Source organism: Achromobacter sp. MYb9 (genome assembly GCF_002975275.1).
In the GTDB taxonomy this organism is placed as follows: domain Bacteria; phylum Pseudomonadota; class Gammaproteobacteria; order Burkholderiales; family Burkholderiaceae_B; genus Achromobacter.
In genome coordinates, this window is sequence record NZ_PCOQ01000004.1 from 322,328 (window position 1) to 343,762 (window position 21,435).

Consider the following 21,435-nt stretch of genomic DNA (forward strand, 5'->3'; position numbering starts at 1 on the left):
GAAACAGCGGAAATAACGGGCTTCATCATCAGTACACCAAACGGGGCTGGCCGCAATCCACGGACAGCAGCGAAACATCGGTCTGGCCAACGCTCAGGCCAAGCATGTTGAGCAATTGCTGCAGCAGACCCGACAGCGGCGCCAGAACAGGCTGCAACAGGTTCACGACAATGGACAGCACGCCGCTGACCTGCGACCCGCCGCTAAGCGCCAGGGTCGCCACCGAGTTGATGCGGCACTGCCGGACGGCGCTTGGCGTCACGCCCAAGGCGCACACCACGTCATTCAAGGGCGCCACCAGCAATGAGTTCAAGACATTGCCGACCAGTTGCAGCGTGCCGCCCAACACCCCCGTCAAGCCGCCCGTCGACAGACGCGTGCTTAGCTGGTTCAGCGCGGTCGTGGACCATTGCAGGTTGTTGACCACCTGCGAAATGGAATTGCCAGCGCTGCCGCCACCGCCACCCACCAGGTCCGTCGCCAGGGCCGTGCGTTCATCCGACGTCAGGGGCGTGCCGCTATTGAGGAGATCGCCCAGGATGCCGCCGACCAAGGCATCCGACAGATTGGAGGCCAATGCGCCCAGATTGATGGACGTGGCGTTGACCGTCTGCGTTGACGGGGTGCCGGGCGGTTCGGTCAGCGTGACCGAAACCGGCGCGGCGGAATTGAAAATCGGCAGCGTGACCTTTGCGGTCAACGGCAGGATACCCAGCACATTCAACACCTGGTGACGCTGGATGGCTGAAAACGAGCTGGGTTGGCAGCTATTGGTCAACGACACGAAGTTTGCGGCGTTCTGATCGGTGCTGGACGTCATGCCCGGGAAACGCCCCAGGCAGACGTTGGCAACGGAGGACGTCACGGCGATCGTGGCCTGCGACTCCGTCAAGGGAGCCTGGCACAGGTTCGTCAACGTGCCGGTGGACTGCGCCACATCGATGATGATGGGCAGGTCCACCTTTGTGCCCAGCGTCGTCGCCAGCAACGGGCCCACCAGCGGAATGTTGGTGGTGTTGACGCGCAGATACACGCGAATGCCGGCGCTGGTGGCCTGGGTTCCGATGCCGCCGACAGCCAGCGTGGGGGGTTCCACCACGCGCACCCGGGCATCCACGCCCAGCAGCGGCACGCTCAGGCCCAGGTTGATGAGATTCTGCCCATTGGCGATGACCAGGGCCGTTTCAAGCAGGTTCAACGCGTTGACGTTCGCCGCCAAGGCGCCCGTGGCGTCTCCGCCCACGACCGACAGGTTCAGCACGCCGCCATCTCCGAACAGTTTGACGGGCAGATTGAGCGGCATCACGGCCAGTACGGTATTGATGGCGTTGTTAAGCAGGCCGACGCCGGCCTCGGCGGTGCCGCTTTGATTGACCACCGTCAGGGTGGCGTTCAACAGTTGGCCCAGCGTCAGGTTATTGACCGCAGCCAGTTCCGCGGGGGTGCCCACGCCCGTCGCCACCGACAGGGGCAGTCCCAGCGCTTTCAACAAACCGGACGGCGTGATGTTGACGGTGGCCAGGCCTGCCGCATCCAGCACGTCCAATTGCGCGGGGGTCGCCCCAACGGAGGCCAGCAGTTGCGACAGCAGCCCGCCCCGCTCCAGGCGCAGCAGGCGCGACCCCACCATGAATGCCGCGACCGGCCGGGTGTTGGTCGCCACGGCGGTGGTCGTGACCAGCGTGCCGCTGTCCTCGCCGCCCGAAAAACTGGGAACGATGCTGGTCAGCCGTTTGCGCACGATCACGCGCACGGCGTTGAACGGCTGTCCGCTGGCGGCATCGAAGACATGCATCCCGGAAGCGTCGGCCCGGCTTGAATCCCATACCTTGCATTCGACCGTGACGTCGGCCGCCGTGAAGGTCTGGAAAAAGCCGGGCAGGTTCGCCAGTGCCGACGTCCGGCCGGCAGTGCCCGCTCGCGCGCAGTCCGCCGCGGCGCCCATGCCCAGCACCTGCACCGCGGACAACGCCGCCAGGTCGGCCCCCTTCTGCATTTCGCGCTTCATGTAGAAGCTGTAAGAAAGGTGCGCGACGCCCAGCAATACCAGCCCCACCAGCACCGCGAACACGACAGCCACGGTGATGCTGCCGCGCTGGCGCGACAAGGAACGGGAATGCGACGGGACGGCTGGCATGGTTTGGCGGCTCCGGCTCGAGTCAGATCCTTAATTCGTGTTCCTGGTTTCCACCCGCTTCTGGAACCACTCCGGGATCGGCTGCCGGAAGCTGTCCACGTAACGGGTCCAGGCCGCGGACGAGACCGGCCCCAGTATCGGCAGCGCGCCGCCGGCGCGACGGCCGTCGGCCTGGGCCGCCAACAAGCCCCGCGTCACATCGCCAAAGCCTTCCCTGACCTCGGCGGCAGCCGGTTGCGCAGTGGATTGCGCCGCCGCCGGCGCTGCGGTTTGCGCGGCCGCGGGCGCGGCATCCGCCTGCGGCATCGACGTCTGTACTTGTTGCACCACGGGCCGGGTCGGCAAGGCCGCCGCGGGCGGTGGCGCGGATTGCGGCGCTACCGCCGCCGCCCCGCCAGCCGGCGTATTTCCGGTCAGCGGCGCGTTCGACTGGGCCTGGGCGGCCAGGGGAGCCAGCGCCGCAAACGCCAGCGCCAGGGTGAACGAACGAGTCAAACGAGGTTGAGACATAAGAGTTTCCTGAACACGGAGTTAACGCACGATGGGCCCATTGCCCAGGCCATCCATCAACGGACTCATCATGGGCATCACGGCACCCTCGCCGCTGGATACGCGCATAGGCGTGCCACCGGGCACCGCGGCCGACGGCATGGCGGCCGGCGCGCGATGGCCCCGGATCTCGGAGGCCAGACGCAGAACCTGGCCGCGAGCGTCTTCGCCAAGCTGCGCCCGATCCATCAATTGCTGGGCCTTGACCGAATCGCCCTCGACCAGCAGCAGCACCGCCATGTTGGCCAGCACCTTGCCGTTCTCCGGCGCCAGCTCGGCCGCCTGGCCAAGCGGCACCCGGGCGCCATCCACGTCACCGGCACGCAACCGCGCATAGCCAAGATCGCCGAGGAATCTCGCGTTCATGGGGGCCAGCCTGGCCGCGCGGGAAAAATCATCGACTGCCTGATCGAACTGGCCGCGGCCGCCTGCGATAAGACCCAGGCCATGCCACCCGTCAGCCGCCTGCTCGCCGCGGGTCAACGCGCGGTAGGCTTGCTCGCTTAGCGCGGTCTGGCCGGTCTGGCGCAGGGCATCCGCCCGCATCACGGCCACCCGGCTGTCGTTGCCGAATTTCTGCTGAAACGCCTCGATATACGCCAGTGACGCGAAATAGCGTTCCTGGCGCTGCGCCTCGGCAATCAGCGAGAGCATCATCTCCGGTTCCTTGGGCCGCCGCCGGCCCTCTGCCTCTTCCTCTTTCTGACGGGCAAGCGCTTGATCCTGCTGCTGTTGCTGCATCAACTGCCACGCAGTTTCCGCACTGTTGGTCTTGCATCCGCTCAATCCCGCGGCCACGGATAACGCCGCGGCTAAAAGGGTCCAGCGCAATGCGCCCTGCCGACTTTCCATAGCGCCCGCCATCACGTCCCCCCCATGCGCGACATCGCGCGTATCACTGCCACGAACCCCGATCCGCCGGTAACGATCAGCAGCGCGGGCAGCAAGGTCACGATCATGACTCCCGTCATCTTGACCGTGGTCTTGCCCACTTTTTCTTTCAATTCAAGGCGCCGCGAATCCCGCAGCCTTTCGCCGAAGCGGTTCAGCGGCTCTTGCACCGCCCCGCCATGCTGATCCACCTGCGCGATCAGGCGACAGATGGCGGAGAGGTCGTCGTTGTCGAATCCGGCAGCCAGCCGCGCCAGCGATTGCTCACGGGTGCGGCCCCGCACGTAGAGTTCGGAGGCCAGGCGCAATTCCTGCGACAGCACCGGCAGCACCTGCCCGAACTCCGTCACCAGCACCTGCATGCTCTGATCGATCGACAGTCCCACGCCCTGCAGCAAACGCAACAGGTCAATCAGCAACGGCAGTTCGTCCGCGGCCATGCGGCGGCGTTTCGCCACGCGCCGTCGCACGAACCACTTGGGCAGCATGTAGCCGACGGCAAAGCCCAGGAACGCCGCGAGCAGCATTCCCGACAGGGAATCGACGTAGTGGTAGCGGATGCCCAGCGTCACCGCGGCGACGGGCAGCAGGATCGCCAGGCCGAACCGGAACACGACGAACCGCGACCTTGCGGTTGCCGCATCGGCGTAACCAGCAAGATCCACCAGCTTGCGATCTTCGGCGGCCAACAGGGCTTCGGCCAACCGGCCCTCGCTGAGGCGCTTGCCGAACGAGTCGGCCGCGCGCGTGGCGGCCGCGAACCTGCCCTGCCCGTCCTGCGCCGGCAACGCCGACGCCGCCGCGCCGCCCATCTGCCGCGACGCCAGCGCATGGTCCACGATCCGCCGGGTTCTGCTTTGGCCACGCAGCCGGCGAACGATGCCGACGCCCAGCACCAACATGGCCGCTGCGATCAGCATCAGCCCCATCGCCAGCACGGAGGAGACGCTCCACGAGTTCAGAATATTCATCTCGCCGCTCCCATCAAATGGACTTGGCCATGCGGTACAGCCAATAGCTGCCGACGATCTGCAGGACAACGGCGGTCACCAGCATCTTGAATCCGGCCGGGTCGCGCCACAGATTCATGAAAAGATCGTTGTTCGTCAGCATGATGAAGCCCCCGATCCCGACCGGCAGCAGCGCCAGCACCCAGGCGGACAGACGGATCTCGGCCGAACTTGCCGACAGTTCATTGCGTGCCTGCGCCACGTCGCGCATGAAGGCAGCCATGCGCTCGAGCACCTGGTCGCTGCGGCCGCCGAACCGCATTGCCAGCGACACCACGGCGGCCACCATGTAAAGCTCTTTCAGCCCATACAGGCGGGACACGTGCACCAGGGCAGCATCCAGTTCCTTGGCGGACCGGCTCAGGCTGGCGGCCATTTCCACGACCTCGCGCAACGGTTCATCGGTGGTGGCCGACGCCGTCTGGAACGCGGCGCCCATGCTGTTGCCGATCGTGATCAGGCGGACGATGTTGTCCAGGAACGCCGGTAATTGCGAGATCATCCGGCGCTGGCGCTTGTCGGCGCGCAGCCACAGCAGGAAGTACTCCAGGATAGCCACGAGCAGCAGCGTCACGATGCCCGACACGACGCCCAAGGTCAGCCACGCCAGCGTTGCCAGGCCCACCAGGGGCACCGCAAGCCGCACGTAAAGCCCGGCGCTTTGGCGCACGCCCGCCAGCAACAGCAAGCGGTCCCATCCAGGCAGGCCGCTGCGCACGGCCCGCGCGCTTTCGAAGATCGGAACCGGCTTGGAAGACGCGTCGCGCCCCCGGTTCAATTGGTTTTCCAGGAAGGACGAGCTCGCCGCCCGGCGGGCGCCGCTGTCGGCATGGCGCCACAGCAGCACCGCGCCGATCGCCAGCACCAAAGCCAGGCATCCCAGCACCAGGGCTTGCATCATCAGCGCCTCCGGCTCCAGAATCCGCCGCCGTCGGTATCGCCCGGCGCGGAATCGTTGGCGCGCGCTTCGGTGCGCATCTTGGCAAGCTTGGGCGTGTGGGGGTGGATGCCCAGCCAATTCCAGCGGTCCTTCTCTTCACCCTCGGGTGTCGTGAAGGTCTCGTGGCGATAGAGTTCCTGCGTGGAAATCACGTTGTCGCCCATGCCGGTGACCTCGGTCACCGACAGCACGCGGCGCTTGCCGTTGGACAGGCGCCCGATCTGCACGATGAAATCCAGCGCACTGGCGATCTGCCTGCGCAAGCTGTCCTCGCTTCCCTGGAACCCGGCAAAGCCGGCCAGCATCTCGATCCGGTACAGGCATTCGCGCGGAGAGTTCGCGTGAATCGTCGCCATCGACCCTTCGTGGCCCGTGTTCATCGCCTGCAGCATGTCCATGACTTCGGCGCCGCGCACTTCGCCCACCACGACGCGGTCCGGGCGCATCCGAAGGCTGTTGCGGATCAGCTCGCGAATACTGACCGCGCCGCTGCCGTCGAAACCGCCCTGGCGCGATTCCAGCCGCACCACGTGCGGGTGGTTCAGCGAAAGTTCCGCGGTGTCTTCCACGGTGACGACGCGTTCCGTTTCCGGGATGAAAAACGCCAGCGCATTGAGTAGCGACGTCTTGCCGGAGCTGGTGCCGCCAGACACCAGCACATTGCAGCGGTTCTTGACCGCTTCATGCAGCAGCCGGTAGATCTCTTCGTCGAACGAGCCCAAGGTCAGCAGGTCCGCGGGCTTGAGCGGGTCTTGGCGGAACTTGCGGATCGACACCATCGGCCCATCGACGGCCAGCGGCTCGATCACCACGTTCAGGCGGCCACCGTCGGGCAGCCGCGCATCCACCATGGGACTGGATTCGTCCAGGCGGCGGCCGATCGGCGCCAGGATGCGCCGCACGATGCGCAGCACATGCTGGTTATCGGTGAACCGTAGCGTTTCGCGGGCCAGCACGCCACGGCGCGACACGAACACGTTGTCGTAGCCGTTGATCAGGATGTCTTCGACCGCCGGGTCGGCCAGCAAGTCTTCCAGCGGCCCCAGGCCTGCCAATTCCTTGGTCAGGGCCTCCGCGATCTGCCGCATTTCGCTTTCGTTGATCGGCACCCTGCGCAGGCGCACGAAACTCGCGACCTCGATATCGACGAATTCCTGGATCGCGGACCGCGCCCACCGGCCGAACTCCGCGCCCAATTCCTCGATACGCGAGAGCAGGTGCTCGTACGCCGCCGTCTTCACTTCCTGGAAGCGGTTCGACGCCGAGAACCCCTTGTCGCCATCACCGCCAAACTCTATCGTCGCTGTCATGATCATGTCGGCTTCCGTTGCAGTCCTTGCGTCGTTGCGTTAACCGACGACCATACGGCGATGCACGCCGGGCAGCCAGGTGGCCAGCCAGCTTGCCCGCCCACCGGGCGTGCTTTCTTCCGCCCCCAGCTTTTCCACCAGCGTCTGCACCGCGCGCACGTAGATATCGCGCTCGGCGTCCTCATGCAGCAGATGGCCCTGATTGGTGCAGACCATCAAGGCCAGCGTGCGGTCCGGCAACGTGCCCACCAGTTCCAGCTGGAAGCGCTCGGCGATCTGCTGCGCGGTCATGCCGTAGCGTTCGTCATACCGGTTGACGATCAGACCCAGGCTGCGGCGGTCCACATGCATTTGCTCAAGCTCTTGCAGCAACCCGGCCAGCGAAACCAGGGCGCCGACGCTTTGGTCGGTCACGATCCAGTTCTGTTCCGATGCGCGCGCCAGGCCGGCCACGAATTCCGGATTCGTGAAGCCGCCCGAATCGGCGACCACCACACCGAAATGCTGGCGCATGCGTTCGAACACCAGCAGCGAATCAGATTGCGAAACATCGCGCATCAGGCCCAGATCACGCGGCAGCGACAACACGCTGAGGCCGTTGGCCGTATGCGGCATGGCCGAAGCCAGCAACGTGGGATCCAGACGGCGCAGGTTGCGCGCCGCCTCCGAGAAATCGAACTCACCGCCGATGTTCAGATAAAGCTGGCAATCGCCCACGGGCCAGCCCAGGTCCATCAGCGCGACGCGGCTGGACAGGGGCAGCGAAGCGCCCGGCTCGGCCGCTGCCGCCTTGGCGCCTTTGCCGCCACTGGCCACGGCCCGTGCCCCGTGTGCCTGCTTAAGACGGTCTTGGGCCATGTGGGCCAAGTGCACGGCCAAGGTGCTGGCGCCCACCCCGGGGCGCGCGCCCAGCAGCAAGACGCTGCGCCGCGACCCGTCCGCGCGTCCACCGTCCGCCTGGGCGTCCAGCAGCCGCAGCACGATGTCCTTGATTTCCTGGGGTGCGATCGTGGGGTCGACAAAATCGCTGACCCCCGCGCGAAGCGCGGCAATGGCGCCCTCGGGCTGACTCAAAAGGCCGACCGCGACGCGCGGCAGCGTGGGGGCGATGCGCGCCAGCAGACGCGCCAATTCAGCGGACTTGAACAGCTTGCCGGGTTCGTCTTCGCTTAGCGTGAAATCCAGGAACACCACCTGCGGCGAAATTTCCGCCAGACGCCGCGCCAGTTCTTCCGTACTGGGCGACTCCTGGGTCAGCATCCCCATTTCGCCCAGCGCCTGCCCCAATTGCACCGCGACATCCGCCCCCTTGGAGCAAAATAAAAATCGCTTGCTGTTTTGCAGACCAACCCACTCGCTTGCATGTGTCTTCATATTGTTCACCGCGAAAAACCCGGCATTTGCTGGCCGCCCATGGGCCCCGTAAGGTAGTAGCCCCAGGCGTTGAAGCCGTTATCGGCACGCTCTTGCTTGTCGCCCGGCAAGGGCAGATTCACCCCGCGTGCAATGGGGCGAACCAGGCGCGGCGTCACGACGATGACCAATTCCGTTTCCTCTTGCGAGTAGTCGAGACTGCGGAAGAACGAGCCGATGATCGGCAGGTCGCCCAGCAAGGGCACCTTGCTGACCATGGCTTTGGTCTGGCGCGAAACCAGGCCGCTGATCACGAAGCTTTCGCCATCGCCCAATTCAACGGTCGTGTCGGCGCGGCGGGTGCGCAACGCCGGGATGATCGCGCTATAGTCCGTGCCGCTGTTCAGACGGATGCCATTGTTGTAGTCCAGCTCGCTGGCCTCGGGCGCCACTTTCAGCGAAATGCGGTCGCGCGACAGCACCGTGGGCGTGACCGTCAAGCCGATACCGAACGGCTTGAACGTGACCGACACCGTCCCCAGCCCGCCGGCTTCAGGAATAGGCAATTCACCGCCTGCCAGAAAGCTGGCGCTCTGCCCGGTCATGGCTACCAGCGTGGGCTCGGCCAGCACGCGTGCCATGCCATTGGTCTGCAGCAGACGCAGTCTGGCGCTGAAATTATTGGTGTCGTAGAACAACGAGAATCCGGATGTCGCCGTCGCGAAGTTGGACGAAATCAGGTTGTTTGATGCGCTCCAGGGGCCGCTGCCGCCAGCGCTCCAGTTGATGCCCGCCTCTTTCATCACCGAGCGCGACACCTCGACGACCTTGACCTCGACCTGCACAATGCCGCTGGTGCCGGCGGAAGACACGTCGACGACGTTCTTTTCCCCGCCCACCGCGGAGGCCGCGATGGCCGCCGAGGCCACCTGCCCCATCGGGGTCTCGGCATGGCCGGACACGACGGCCCGGTCCCCGGCGATGTCCACATTGGCGCCGCCGGCGATGCCGCGCGTGGCCAGTGCGCCCTGGACGCTGCCGCCCACGCGCACGTTCCACACCTGCGGCGCCGCATTATTGCCGCTCCATATCTGCAACTGTGTCGTACCCGCCTTCTTGCCATAGACCAGTATCGTGCCTGCGCGCTTGCCCGAGGCGGGCAGGACTTTCACGTCAGCGACGTCAGGGTCGCCGATGGCGATGCGGGACGGAGCGGCGCCGTCCAGCAACAGCGTCTGCTGCCCCTTCACCGACAACGCAAGATCACGGGCCGGCGCCGGCGCATTCGAGCCGGGCGCGGACGCCGCGGTCTGCGCGGCGGCGAGGCCCCCGCAGGACATCGCCGCTGCCGCCGACAGGACGCAGATCAAGGTGGTGCGCTGAGTGTTCTTCATTGTGCTGAATCTAGTCATAAGAGAGAGTCCGGCCACACGCGGCGCCAAGCCGCGCGGAGCCACGTTCAATAACGGACACGTTCGGATTTGTCTCCGCGCAAGATCTCTACCGTCCTGCCGCCGCCCCCGCCGGAATTCGCGCCACGCACCGGCGCCGTGGGAACTCGCGCGGCAGTCGTCGTTCCGTCAAGCTGCACCAGGCTTTCACCGGCGAACGCGCGGTTCGGTCCCTGCTTGAGCGCTTCGCGCTGCTCCGGCGTCAAATCCGCGCGCGTCGGCAACACCGTGCCGCGCTGGGCGAACAATTGCGTATCGGGCACGCTGTCGTCGTTCAACGGGCGCAGCGCCAATTGCAGGCGGCCGGAACGGCTGGCCAATATCAGTTCATTCACGTGCTCCACCGGCACGGCCAGCACGGCGGTCTTGGCGGGCTGCGCCGACTGGGCGGGCACGCCCGGCTGCGCCACCGAGCCCTTCTCGGGCCCGTCCACGGAATCCTTGCCATACGCCAACACGCGCACCTGGGATTGCAGCAGCCGCGACTGGCCGCCAGGCACTTCCTGACCCTTTTCGATCATGAAGAACACGTCCACCCAGTCGCCGGGCGCGACGCGGTTGCCGCCACCGATCACTTCATCCACCGCGATCGCCACGGCGCGCTCGCCCGCCTTCAACTGGCGCGCCAGCCCCTGCGCCAGCAAGCTGGGCAGGATCGGATCGCCCGCGGCGATATCGACCTTCGTCACCGCGCCTTCCAATGCGGCGACGGCGTTGTATCCGCCGGATAGCGGCGCCTGCCATTCGTCCACCCTCAGCATGCCCTCGCTGTTGATGCTGGAGCCCGCCGGAATCGCCGCTTTGGCCACGACGACCGGATAGAGCTTGACCGGTGCGGCAGCTGCCGGCGCGGACGCCGTGGGCGCGACGCTTGCCGGCGGACGGGTGGGTGCGGACGCGAGCCGCCAAGCGACGAAGGCCAGCGCCAGGCCCGCCACCAACAAAAACCCTGCGACGATCTTGCTCAAACTGCTCATGGTGTCCCTTGCGATATCTGAACAACGGCTTGCGAATGCAATCGGGTAGGAATCCAGTTCGGCCCCATTCCGGGCAACGTGGTGATCAGGCGCTGCAGGGTGGCCAGCAGCGGCCAGGATTGCGTGTTGTAGGTCAGCCCGACGGTGGCGCAATTGGCTTGCTGCCCCCCGGAGCCGCTCCAGGCGCATGGCGCACTGGTCGTCGCGCAGACGACGGCCGAACCCGAAGAAAACGCGCTCATCGCGGCCGAGCACGCTGCCGCCGACACATTCGGCTGACCGTTGAAGCGGGCGAACACCGCCGCGCGGGCGCCATCTGTGGCGGCCGACGCCAATTGCTGTTGCATCCAGAACAGCACCGCGAAGCTGAGCACGCCGCAGATGAACATCAGCAGCATGATCAAGGTCAACGAAAATTCCAGCGCCGCGATACCGCGCTGACGGGAGCGTCGAGGACCGCCTTCGCGGCGCCGGGCGTGGGCGTCCATATCAGCGTTCCCCATTCAGATGCACCGTGGCGCGGGCGCTCAATACGCCGGAGGCCGGCATCAGCACCGCCTGCAGCAGCGGCAGCGCCGGAATCAGCGGATGGGCGCCGTAGGCGTAAGACACCGTGACTTCCACCTGCCCTTCTGCAAGCGCGCGGCCGCTGCAGGCTCCGCCTGCCGAGCTGCTCAGCGCGCCCGTGCTGCCGCAGACCGCCACCTGGACGCCGGCAGCCGACATGGAACTGATCCATTGCGCCTGATACAGGGCGGCATCGCGTCCGGCATTGGCACGCGTGGTCAATGAGGAAGGCACGCCCTCTTGCCACTGCAAGATCTTGCGCGCGCCTTCTTGCGCGGCAAGCGTCACGGATTGTTGTGCGGCCGCCACCAGCGAGTACGTCAGAATGGCGTAGAACACCAGGAAGAACACCACGAATACCAAGCCGAATTCAACGGCATACACGCCACGCTGAGCGCGGCGGCTCCCAGGTAGGCGGCATAGGGAATTTGGCGAACGCGCGGGGACAGCGCCCGGTACCGCGATGCGATCAGCGCCAGCAAGCTGTGCAAGCCGGCCAGCAGGCTCGCCAGTACCAGCACCAGGATCAGCGGCGCGATCCCCAGAAGCAGCCCGATGATGGCGATGGCTTTGACGTCGCCCGCGCCCATCAGGCGCCGGCTCCACAAGAACAGGAATGGAATCGCCGCCAGGAATCCGGCAAGCGCCATGAGTCCGCCAGTCCATCTGGGCGGGTAGAGCCAGCCAGGGATGACCCACGCGGCCGCCAACCAAAGCAGCTGTGCCACGAACCCCGCGACGATTAACGCGTTGGGAACACGGCGATAGCGCAGATCGTTGTAGATCAGCACCAGACTCCAGCTTGCGAATAGCAGCCACCACAACACTTCCCCTGGATACAAGGCGGGACCTTCCGATAATTCAAAAACCGGGCTTCAGCGTTTCAGCTGAAAACTCATGAACAGGTCAAGCAGCCTGCCTGTCGGATGGCCCAAAGGGCCATCGCGACATGGACCGGCTTGCCGGGCGTTAAACGGCCCCGCCTTGGGAGGTAAGCTTGGCGCCCAAGTCGGTGAACAGACTGGTCAGGCCTCCGGTAAAGAAGCCTATTGCAGCGATGATCGCTACCGCCATCAGCCCAGCAATCAGCCCATATTCCAGGGCAGTGATGCCATCTTCGTCATTCCAGAACTGCGCAAGTTTCGCTTTCATGTCGAGCTCCTGACACTCGATTGATAATTGAGCTGCGCCGTTATGCGACACCAGCCCCCTATGCCCGGAACTGCCTGCGTTGCGGGAGCATTCCTTGCCCGCGTGCAAACCGGGGCCCTGCTAACCCGGCCCTAGCGTGGACCCTGGCACCTTGCCAGGCTCCGACACCGGCGCCGATTCAATAAACGAGTCGATCCGTTGCGCCATGCGGGCGCGAAAGCGAGTCGATGCCCGCTGCAACTGCCAACGCATGATCAGCAGCGTGACGGCGGACAGCACGAAAGCGATATACGGCAACATCAGCCCGCCGATTTGCAGACTGGAATAGTCACGAGGCGTTGTGCAAATGACCGTACCGGCGGCAGCGCCGGTGTAATGCATGCCGCACACGGCTATCGCCATCAGAATGGCGGCTCCGCCGCGCTGAAACTCATTCTGCGTATTGAAAGCCAGCCACAGCGCGGCTGACGCCGCGATTACCGCGATAAGCACCGATAAAACAACCATCGGCAAATTCCAAAGCAATACCGCCGGCATGCGCATGGCGCCCATGCCCAGATAATGCATCGCCGCGACGCCCAAACCGGCGGCAAGACCGCCCACCAGGCAACGCCCAAAAGTGAAACGGTCGCGGCCGACATACCAGAATGCCCAGCCGGAAAAACCGGCGGCCACGATGAAACTGAGTATGGTCAGGCCAACCTGGTAGCCCACTTCAAAAGGCAGGTTCTGCGCCTGCATGCCAATGAAATGCATGCTCCAGATACCCACCCCGCCCATGGCGACAGCGCCAATGAGGATGTAACCGATCCGTATTTCACCGTCCTGCGTTTCGGTGCGAATGCCCGCCGCGGCGAGCAGTGCCACGTACGAGCCCAATACCGCGGTCAGAAACGACAGCGCGACCAGACCGGCATGGAACGACAGGGGAACGACATCACCCGGGCTCATGCGTGGCCCCAGTGAAATAGTCCGCAATCGTGGCGTTGCGCCGGCAGGCTTTTCCGAGAAGTACTGCAGTCACACGCGCCCATCTTGTGGACTCCCGATAGCCTGAAAAATCGATGTGTTTTGATACGTTTATATAGTCTTATCTATTAACATTTAATACACATCAGGGTTTACACCAATATTCGCGATACTCAGGCAACAGACATGTAACGGATATCCCCAAATTCATATCGATCGTATTAAAAACCGCTAGTTAACCCTGATATTTCGATTACGCATCGGTTCCTAAGCAATTCGCAATGTTGTTATCTGGTCGTGTCCGATTGGTCACAATGAAATAAATTGTCATTATCAAGGGCGACTGGCACCATACCGCCTACGGCGCACGGATGCACTTTTACTAATGTTATGTCCCTGAATATTTTCGATATTTAACTAATATCGGAGCACGACAGAACGGCGCCCGCAGAAACGAGAGATATAAAAGGCATGAGACGTACGTACCCGGCAAGTCCGCTTACCCTCACCCTAATCTGCGCCCTTGCCTTCAGTGCGAATGTGCGCGCGGACGGACCGCTACGAGGCAACCCCGTAGACTCGCTTCCGCGGCTGGAAACACCGCCCGGCGCCAAACAACCGCCCCCCGTGGTGGAAACGGCCACCCCCGAGCAGTTGGCGCTGCAAGCCAGGCTGGCGCAACGCATCGTGCCCCTGAACTTCGACGTTAGCGGCGTACACGCCATTCCGTTTGACGAGGTGTCCGGCATCCTTGCGCCGTTGTCAGGAAAAGAAATCAGCCTGGGCGAACTGGTGCAACAGGTCGACAAAATCACCCAGCTATACCGCGACAAGGGATACCCGCTGTCGTTCGCGCTAGTGCAAAACCAGACATTCGCCAATGGGTTGGTGGTGGTGACGGTCGTTGAAGGCTATATCGCCAACGTGCGGATCGAAGGCGATATCGGCAACGCGCTGGACCGTCTGGAAACACTGGCCGGCCCGTTGAAAGAAGACCGGCCTTTGCAGCAGGCCACGCTGGAACGCCAGTTGAATCTGATGCGTACCGTGCCCGGCGTGAAGTTCACGCCGAACCTGGACCTGCCACGCCGCGCGGATGGTGCGACGGAACTGGTGCTGAGCGCCACCCGCCAGCCGGTTAGCGTCACGGCCGGTATTGCCGATCTTGGCACCGGCATGCAGCCGCTGGTCAATATGGGCACCAATAGCCTGACACCGCTGGGCGAACAGGTGAAACTGACCGCATCCGTGCCGTTCAATACCGACGACGTTAAATACGTCATGGGCGAGGTCCGCGTGCCGATCGGCCCGGACGGCCTGGCGATCAAGGTCGACGGTTATCACTACGACGCCAAACCCCAGGACGATGCCATCGAGTATCTGGGATTCGAGCGGCGGGTAAAAAACGACCGCATCGGCGTCGGCGTCAGTTATCCGTTCCTGCTGAACAACACGCGGTCCTTGACCGGCACGCTGGGGGTCTACGCGGCCAATTCCAAGGACCGGTACGACTCCCGGACCTCGGACCTGTGGCTGCAACAGGACGCAAGGGTCCGTGCCGCGAACATGGAGCTGCGATATATCCAGGTGTCGGAAAGCAAGACCACGGACGTTACCGCAAGCGTTTCCAAGGGGTTTGACGCGGCCGGCGCCAAAAAAGACATCTCGACCAATTACGGGTATTCGGCCACGCCGATCCTTGACCTGGATTTCACCCGATACAACCTCAACGCGAAACAGACGTTTGCGCTGCCGGCGCAGTTCGGATTGACGTTTTCAGGAGCCGCCCAATACTCCAGCAATATCCTGCCTTCGTCAGAGCAGGTTTCTTTCGGCAGCTGGAGATATGCCATGGGCTACGCGCAAGGCGAGCAAAGCGGCGACAAAGGCGTCGGCGTATCGGCCGAAGTGAACCGCCGTTTTGGCACGGGCTGGGAATACCTGTCGAGCGTACAGCCGTATGCCTTGGTGGACTACGCGCGCACCTGGTACAACAACAAGGGCTTGCAGGAACTGAACCAGCGGCATTTGTCTTCAGTCGCCCTGGGCCTGCGGTTCACGGACGATAAATACTATCTATTCGATTTCAACGTGGCCAAGCCCATCGGCTCGGCCCCCGTCAGCGATGATCGGAACGTGCGCTTCAACGCCAACTATTCCTTGTTCTACGACGCGTTCTGACCTGACGGCCGTCTTCTCCGACCGCCCGGCGCCTGTTTTCTCAGGCGCTTTTTTTTCGCCTATTCCACACGTGGCGTTACGTAACGCTGCCCGTAACGTAACGGGCGATAACCCGTCATTCGTAACATTCGCAGGGTTTTCGCCGTCGCAAAAATGAGGGTTTCTCAATATTGGTATAAACCCTTTAATGCCTTGCCATCCCTCTGATATACAAGGACTTTTTTAGCGATAAATCGCGAACACAAGCGACACGACAGCGCCACTGCAAAATATTGGCACGGTTTATGCATGTAGAGACGTATCGGGCAGTTTCATTGCCTGACCTTCCAACCCAGGAGCTCGCCATGTATACCAAAGTCGACGCAAAGCGCATTCAACGTATTTTGACCTCCACCGTCATGGCCGCGGCGCTGATGAGCGCGTTGGCTGCTTGCGGAGGCGGCGGCGGCGGCAAGAAGTCCGCAGGCCTGCCGGGCACCGATATTCCGACCAATCCTGGCGGCACTAATCCTGGCGGCACCAATCCTGGCGGCACTAATCCCGGCGGCACCAACCCGGGCGGTACGGATCCGACGAATCCGGGCGGCACCGATCCCAACACGCCCGTCAATCCCGTGACGGCCGGCCTGTTGCAAACCACGTTGGGCAATACCGGCGGTGCCGTGGACAACACCTTGCCCTTGAATCTGGACACGACGCTGGGCGGCGTGGGCAAAGCGCTGGACCCCACCTTGGCGCCCGTCGTCAATACCGTCGTGGGACTGACCCAGGAAGTGGGCGCCACGACCGGCTTGGGCCAACCCGTGGACGGCGTCACCAAGCAAGTGGGCGGCCTGGTCAGCGACTTGGGCACCACCGTCAAGGGCACCGGCCTGCCGGGCGGGCTGAGTACCGGCCTGGGTGGCCTGGTCGATGGTTTGGGCAAGACGGTCGCCAGCACCGGCGGCCTGCTGAACGCCGACCCCGCGAATCCGCAACCGCTCACGACGATCCTCGGTAACGCCACGGGTGCCGTGGGCGCCTTGACCGCCGGCCTTTCCGGCCAGGGCGGTCTGTTGAATCCCGTCACCCAAGCCGTTGGCGGCATCACGGGCGGCGTGCTGGGTGGCCCGTCCACGCCGATCCTGGAACCGGCGTTGGGCAACGTAGGCAAGACCGTGGATAACGTTTTGCCCCTGGGATTGCAGCCGACGCTGGCAGGCATTGGCGCCGCGCTTGACCCCACGGCCAGCCCGCTGGCTGGCACGGTCACCGGCCTGACGCAACAACTGGGCGCGACCACCAAGCTGGGCGCACCCGTCGCTGGCCTGTTGTCGAATCTGGGTGGCACGCTGGCTTCGGCCGGCACTTCGCTGCCGGGCAATACGGCCGGGCTGAACGGCGTGCTGCAAGGCCTGGGTGGCGCCGTCGCCAGCGCGGGCGGGTTGCTGAACGCCTCGCCGGCCAATCCGAACCCGCTGGGCGCGACGCTGGCGAACGCCACGGGCGCGGTCGCTTCATTGACCGCAGGCCTGGGCCTGGGCGGCGTGACCGGCGGCCTGACGGGCGGCGCCGGCGGCACGGGCGGTTTGCTGAGCCCGATCACCGGCGTTCTCGGTGGTGTGGGCGGCGTGGGCGGCACCCCGGCCGCGGGCGGCGTGGGCGGTCTGCTGGCGCCCGTGACGGGCTTGCTGGGCGGGGTGACCGGCGCGGTCGGTGGCGCCACCGGCGGCACCACCGGCGGCACGGCCAACGGGGGCCTGCTGGGTGGCCTGTTGGCGGGCGTGACGGGCGCAACGACGGGAGCGGCGACCGGTGGCACAACCGCCGGAACGTCGGGCGGCGCGACCAACGGCGGCCTGCTGGGTGGCTTGCTGGGCGGCGTGGTTGGCGGTGTCTCGGTCGGCGCGACCACGGGCACGGGTGCTAGCGCGGGTGCCAGCGCCGGTGGCGCAGCCGGTGCGGACACGACCAACGGCGGCTTGCTGGGCGGGTTGCTGGGCGGCGTGACGAGCGGCGTGACCGGATCGTCGACGACCACCGGCGGCACGACGAACGGCGGCCTGTTGGGTGGCCTGCTGGGCGGCCTGTCGGCCAAGAAGTAAACCACCACATCCGCAAGGGAGCGACATCATGCTGCAACAAGAAACCATCGTTCACCATGAGCATGTGACCGTGATGCCTGAATCTCGCACGAGTGACCTGCGCCCGGGAATGCTTGACGATATCGCCCTGATGCTGGGTCGGCAGTTTTCGGTGTACAACGCCGCCTGCCAGTCGGCGTTGGCGGAAAAGCTGGGTATCCCCCTGGCGGATCTGAAGGCGCTGGAACTGGTGATGGAGTTCGATGCCCTGCCCACCGGGCAGCTTGCCCAGTTGATGGGCATCAGCTCCGGCGGCGCGACCGCCTTGATCAACCGGCTGGAGGCGGCAGGCTATGTGCAGCGCGGCCGCCACCCGCTGGATCGCCGGATGATCGTGATCCGGCCGGTCGAGGAACAATGCCAGCATCTATCCCAGGAACGGCAGTGGATCGCCGACGCGGTGATGCTGATGGCGCGCCGCTACGACACCACCGAACTGGAAACGGTACATGCCTTCCTGGCGCAATGCGTCCGCACCTTGAGACACGACACGCTGGTTTGGCTGGAAACGCGCAGCGCGCATCACGAGGATCACTGACCCCGAGCCTCGCGCGGTACGCAGACTGCCCCGCACGCCCTGATCCACCCGGATCAGGGCGTGTTTTTCATGGTGCCTGGTCAGGCAACGTGCCGAACTGCAAGCGGGGAACTGCTGCCAGCAACCGGCGCGTGAGGTCCTGGCGCGGCGCATGCAGCACGGCGTCGGCCTGCCCCAGTTCGATGATGCGTCCGCCATCCATGACGGCGATCCGGTCTGCCAGGTATTCGACCACGCCGAAATTGTGCGTAATGAACAGGTAGGCGATGCCAAGTTCGTCCTGAAGCTCGCGCAGCAGGTCCAGAATCTGAGCCTGGACGGAAACGTCGAGCGCCGACGTGGGTTCGTCGCAGATCAGCACTTTGGGTTCAACCGCCAACGCCCGGGCAATCGCAATGCGCTGGCGTTGGCCGCCGGAAAATTCGTGCGGATAGCGCGTCAGCGTGTCGACAGGCAGGCCCACCCGCTCGATCAGTTGCGCCGCGTGCGCCGCACGCGCTTCCTTGCCCATGCCACGGCGCAAAGAGGCCAGGCCTTCGTCCAGGATGTCGCCCACCCGCATGCGAGGATCCAGCGACGCGTAGGGATCCTGGAACACGATCTGAATGTCCTGACGCAAGTTGCGTAACATGCGGCGGTCGGCCGACAGCGCATCCTTGCCCTGCAACATCGCCCGGCCGGAAATTCGCGCGCCCTCGATCAGGCGCAGCAACGCCTTGCCTGTCGTCGTTTTGCCGCAACCGGATTCGCCCAGCAGCGCCAGCGTTTCGCCCGCGCGCAGAGAGAAGGTCACGCCGTCGACGGCCTTGACCCAGGACACGATCCGGCGCAACGGGCCTTTGCGGACGGGGTAATGCACTTTCAGGTCTTGAACGTCCAGCACGACCTCGCCGGCCTGGCGCGCCGCGCGCGGGCCTGCCCGGGCGCCGGCTTCGCGCGCGATCGCTTGCCGGCGCTGTGCGGTCAACGGAATGCCGCGCTTTTCGAATGTGGGAATGGCCTCGAACAATTGACGGGCATAGGGATGCTTGGGTGCGTGAAAGAACGCGTCGGCGCTGGCGCTTTCAACGATTTCTCCGCCGCGCATGAGCGCCACGTGATGCGCCACGTTCTTCACCACCGCAAGATCGTGCGTGATGAGCAGCACGGCCATGCCCATCTCGCGCTGGATGTCCGCCAGCAGATCCAGGACTTGCGCCTGCACCGTGACGTCAAGCGCGGTGGTGGGTTCGTCCGCGATCAGCAGCAGCGGCTCGGCGGCCAACGCGATGGCGATCATGACGCGCTGCTTCTGCCCGCCCGAGAATTGGAACGGGTAGTCGTCCACCCGCCGCTCGGGTTCGGGAATGCCCACCCGCCGCAGCCAATCCACCGCGCGGGCGCGGGCGGCAGCACCGCGCAAGGGCGTGTGCGCCGTCAACGTTTCGATGATCTGGTCGCCCACCCGCATGACCGGATTCAGACTGGTGGACGGTTCCTGGAAAATGATGCCGATCCGCCCGCCACGCACGCCGCGCATGGCGCTTTCCGGCAGGCGGTTGAGGTCTTCGCCGTCCAGCGCGATCTGCCCGCCGACGATACGGCCGGCGTCGGGCAACAGGCGCAGCAACGCCAGCGCCGTCATGCTCTTGCCGCATCCGGATTCACCAACCAGCGCAAAGGTCTGCCGTTGGGAGATGGCCAGCTGCAGGCGCTTGACCGCGTGCGTCATGCCGCTTTCGCCGGCGATGTCCACGTCAAGACCGTGCACGTCGAGCAAAGGCGTGTCGCGGCTCATGGCGCTTCTCCCGATTTGGACGGACGCGGGCCGGCGGCCAGCGCCGGACGGCGGCCCAGAAAACCGCCCAGGCGCGCCAGACGGCTGGGCTTGTAGCGACGCGTGCGCGGATCGAAAGCGTCGCGCACGGCATCGGCGAACAGGTTGGCCGCCAGCACCAGCGCCAGCATGAAAATGAAAGCGGTCATCAGGCTCCACCAGATCATGGGATCGCGCGACATTTCCAGCCGGGCGCCATTGATCATGGAGCCAAAGGAATTCATGCTGGGATCCACACCGATGCCCAGGTAGGACAGCACGGCTTCATAGAGCACCAGACCCGAAAATTCCAGCACCACGGTGATCAGCACCAGATGCGCCACGTTGGGCAGCAGGTGGCGCGTCATGATGCGCCAGTGCGATACGCCGAACGCGCGCGCCGCCTGCACGTATTCCAGTTCGCGCAGCTTGAGCGTTTCCGCGCGCAACAGCCGGCACAAACCGGCCCAGCCGGTCAGGCCGAGGATCATGCAAAGCAGGAACAGTCGTAGATCCGCGCGCGCCACCGACGTGTCGAACAGATCGGAATGGTTATCGATGTAGACCTGCATCATCAGCGCGCAGGCCGCTACCAGCAACACGCCGGGAATCGAGGTGATGGTGGTGTACAGGTATTGGATCGCATCGTCGACCTTGCCCTTGAAGTAACCCGCCGCGATGCCGAAAATGATGGCGGGCGGCAGCATGGCAATGGTGGTCAGGCTGCCGATCACCAACGCGGTGCGGATGCTTTTCAGCGCTTGCCACAGCACGTCGTTACCGATGCGGTCGGTACCCAGCGCGTGATAACCGCTGGACAGCCCGGCCAGCGCGCCGGCCGCCAGACACAGCAACGTGAACGTGACCGTCATCGCACGCCAGGGGATATCCGATTGGCCGCCCAGCAATTGGCTGGCCGCCTCGGATGCCGATCCGGCATGCCGCGCCAGGCACGCGTACAAAATGGCCGCCGCCAGCAGCGCCACGCCGAGTCCGGCGGCCAGGCCGATCGCCAGACGCCTGAGGACATCGCCCGTGTGTTCTTTTTCGACGTCGGCCAGATGCGTGGCGGCGCCGCGCAAGCGCGGGTAGTCGCGCACCGGCTTGCCGTCCACCACCATGGTTTCCTTGAGGAACAGGTTCGCCGCCAGCGGCTGCGAATAATTCTTCTCGGGGCGGGTCAGCACCGTGTCCGACAGCAGGCCATCCAATGCCGATTTGACGACGGGCGCGTAGACCGGCGGCGCGCCAGCGGCAGCGCCCGGCACGGGCGGAAGCAACGGACGGTAATGCACGGAGTCCAGCAGGCCCACCAGGGTGAACGCGACCAGCACCACGGCCGAACACATGGCCGGCGTATCGCGGGCCACGCGCCCCCAGGTCGCGCGCAAGTTCGGACTGCGGCGCACGCGCCATACGTAGGCCAGCGCGCTAAGCGCCATCAGCCACAGCGCGACATCGGTCCACAAGAAGACGATCTTTGGCATGGCGG

Annotated in this window: 19 protein-coding genes; 3 read left to right on the forward strand and 16 right to left on the reverse strand. The window is 64.8% G+C overall.

The window, feature by feature from the left end; translation table 11 throughout:
- Positions 1-28: 28 nt before the first annotated feature.
- The 14 genes from CQ050_RS09620 to CQ050_RS09685 form a co-directional block, all read right to left on the reverse strand.
- Positions 29-2,137: a pilus assembly protein TadG-related protein gene (locus CQ050_RS09620; RefSeq protein WP_105556574.1), complete on the reverse strand. Its 2,109-nt coding sequence runs from the start codon at positions 2,135-2,137 to the stop codon at positions 29-31.
- 30 nt (positions 2,138-2,167) lie between these two features.
- Positions 2,168-2,647: a DUF3613 domain-containing protein gene (locus CQ050_RS09625; protein ID WP_105556575.1), complete on the reverse strand. Its 480-nt coding sequence runs from the start codon at positions 2,645-2,647 to the stop codon at positions 2,168-2,170.
- Positions 2,648-2,668: 21 nt separating this feature from the next.
- The gene (locus CQ050_RS09630; protein WP_105556632.1) at positions 2,669-3,538 is read right to left on the reverse strand and encodes a tetratricopeptide repeat protein; all 870 of its coding nucleotides are present in this window, start codon (positions 3,536-3,538) and stop codon (positions 2,669-2,671) included.
- 11 nt (positions 3,539-3,549) lie between these two features.
- Positions 3,550-4,548 carry a type II secretion system F family protein gene (locus tag CQ050_RS09635; protein WP_105556576.1) on the reverse strand — a complete coding sequence of 333 codons (999 nt, stop codon included), beginning with the start codon at positions 4,546-4,548 and terminating at the stop codon, positions 3,550-3,552.
- A gap of 13 nt (positions 4,549-4,561) precedes the next feature.
- Complete coding sequence (locus tag CQ050_RS09640; RefSeq protein ID WP_105556577.1) at positions 4,562-5,488, reverse strand: type II secretion system F family protein; 927 nt, start codon at positions 5,486-5,488, stop codon at positions 4,562-4,564.
- A complete protein-coding gene (locus CQ050_RS09645; RefSeq protein WP_105556578.1) occupies positions 5,488-6,843 on the reverse strand; it encodes a CpaF family protein in 1,356 nt (451 codons plus the stop codon). The genes CQ050_RS09640 and CQ050_RS09645 overlap by 1 nt, the downstream gene beginning before the upstream one ends.
- Positions 6,844-6,876: 33 nt before the next feature.
- Positions 6,877-8,220, reverse strand: coding sequence for a pilus assembly protein CpaE (locus CQ050_RS09650; RefSeq protein ID WP_199196770.1), 1,344 nt, complete (start codon positions 8,218-8,220; stop codon positions 6,877-6,879).
- Positions 8,217-9,584 carry a type II and III secretion system protein family protein gene (locus CQ050_RS09655; protein ID WP_105556580.1) on the reverse strand — a complete coding sequence of 456 codons (1,368 nt, stop codon included), beginning with the start codon at positions 9,582-9,584 and terminating at the stop codon, positions 8,217-8,219. Before CQ050_RS09655 ends, CQ050_RS09650 begins: the two co-directional genes overlap by 4 nt.
- A gap of 65 nt (positions 9,585-9,649) precedes the next feature.
- Positions 9,650-10,618 carry a Flp pilus assembly protein CpaB gene (cpaB, locus tag CQ050_RS09660; protein ID WP_105556581.1) on the reverse strand — a complete coding sequence of 323 codons (969 nt, stop codon included), beginning with the start codon at positions 10,616-10,618 and terminating at the stop codon, positions 9,650-9,652.
- Positions 10,615-11,106 (reverse strand): TadE/TadG family type IV pilus assembly protein, encoded by a 492-nt coding sequence (locus CQ050_RS09665; protein WP_105556582.1) that lies wholly within the window; start codon positions 11,104-11,106, stop codon positions 10,615-10,617. Before CQ050_RS09665 ends, cpaB begins: the two co-directional genes overlap by 4 nt.
- A gap of 1 nt (position 11,107) precedes the next feature.
- Positions 11,108-11,539, reverse strand: coding sequence for a TadE/TadG family type IV pilus assembly protein (locus CQ050_RS09670; protein ID WP_233213924.1), 432 nt, complete (start codon positions 11,537-11,539; stop codon positions 11,108-11,110).
- Positions 11,506-12,027 (reverse strand): prepilin peptidase, encoded by a 522-nt coding sequence (locus CQ050_RS09675; RefSeq protein WP_233213907.1) that lies wholly within the window; start codon positions 12,025-12,027, stop codon positions 11,506-11,508. Before CQ050_RS09675 ends, CQ050_RS09670 begins: the two co-directional genes overlap by 34 nt.
- A gap of 127 nt (positions 12,028-12,154) precedes the next feature.
- Positions 12,155-12,337 carry a Flp family type IVb pilin gene (locus CQ050_RS09680; protein ID WP_105556585.1) on the reverse strand — a complete coding sequence of 61 codons (183 nt, stop codon included), beginning with the start codon at positions 12,335-12,337 and terminating at the stop codon, positions 12,155-12,157.
- A 120-nt stretch (positions 12,338-12,457) separates the two neighbouring features.
- The gene (locus CQ050_RS09685) at positions 12,458-13,288 is read right to left on the reverse strand and encodes an MHYT domain-containing protein (RefSeq protein WP_105556586.1); all 831 of its coding nucleotides are present in this window, start codon (positions 13,286-13,288) and stop codon (positions 12,458-12,460) included.
- A 489-nt stretch (positions 13,289-13,777) separates the two neighbouring features.
- Between CQ050_RS09685 and CQ050_RS09690 the strand changes: the two genes are divergently transcribed.
- The 3 genes from CQ050_RS09690 to CQ050_RS09700 all read left to right on the forward strand — a co-directional run bounded on the left by CQ050_RS09690 (position 13,778) and on the right by CQ050_RS09700 (position 18,148).
- Entirely contained in the window at positions 13,778-15,487 is a 1,710-nt protein-coding gene (locus CQ050_RS09690; protein ID WP_199196771.1) for a ShlB/FhaC/HecB family hemolysin secretion/activation protein, read from the forward strand.
- 344 nt (positions 15,488-15,831) lie between these two features.
- The gene (locus tag CQ050_RS09695; protein ID WP_105556588.1) at positions 15,832-17,571 is read left to right on the forward strand and encodes a collagen-like triple helix repeat-containing protein; all 1,740 of its coding nucleotides are present in this window, start codon (positions 15,832-15,834) and stop codon (positions 17,569-17,571) included.
- Positions 17,572-17,599: 28 nt separating this feature from the next.
- Complete coding sequence (locus CQ050_RS09700) at positions 17,600-18,148, forward strand: MarR family winged helix-turn-helix transcriptional regulator (protein WP_105556589.1); 549 nt, start codon at positions 17,600-17,602, stop codon at positions 18,146-18,148.
- A gap of 67 nt (positions 18,149-18,215) precedes the next feature.
- Here the strand turns inward: CQ050_RS09700 and CQ050_RS09705 are convergent, their stop codons facing one another.
- Positions 18,216-19,925, reverse strand: coding sequence for an ABC transporter ATP-binding protein (locus CQ050_RS09705; RefSeq protein WP_105556590.1), 1,710 nt, complete (start codon positions 19,923-19,925; stop codon positions 18,216-18,218).
- Entirely contained in the window at positions 19,922-21,430 is a 1,509-nt protein-coding gene (locus tag CQ050_RS09710; RefSeq protein WP_105556591.1) for an ABC transporter permease, read from the reverse strand. The genes CQ050_RS09705 and CQ050_RS09710 overlap by 4 nt, the downstream gene beginning before the upstream one ends.
- Positions 21,431-21,435: the final 5 nt, after the last annotated feature.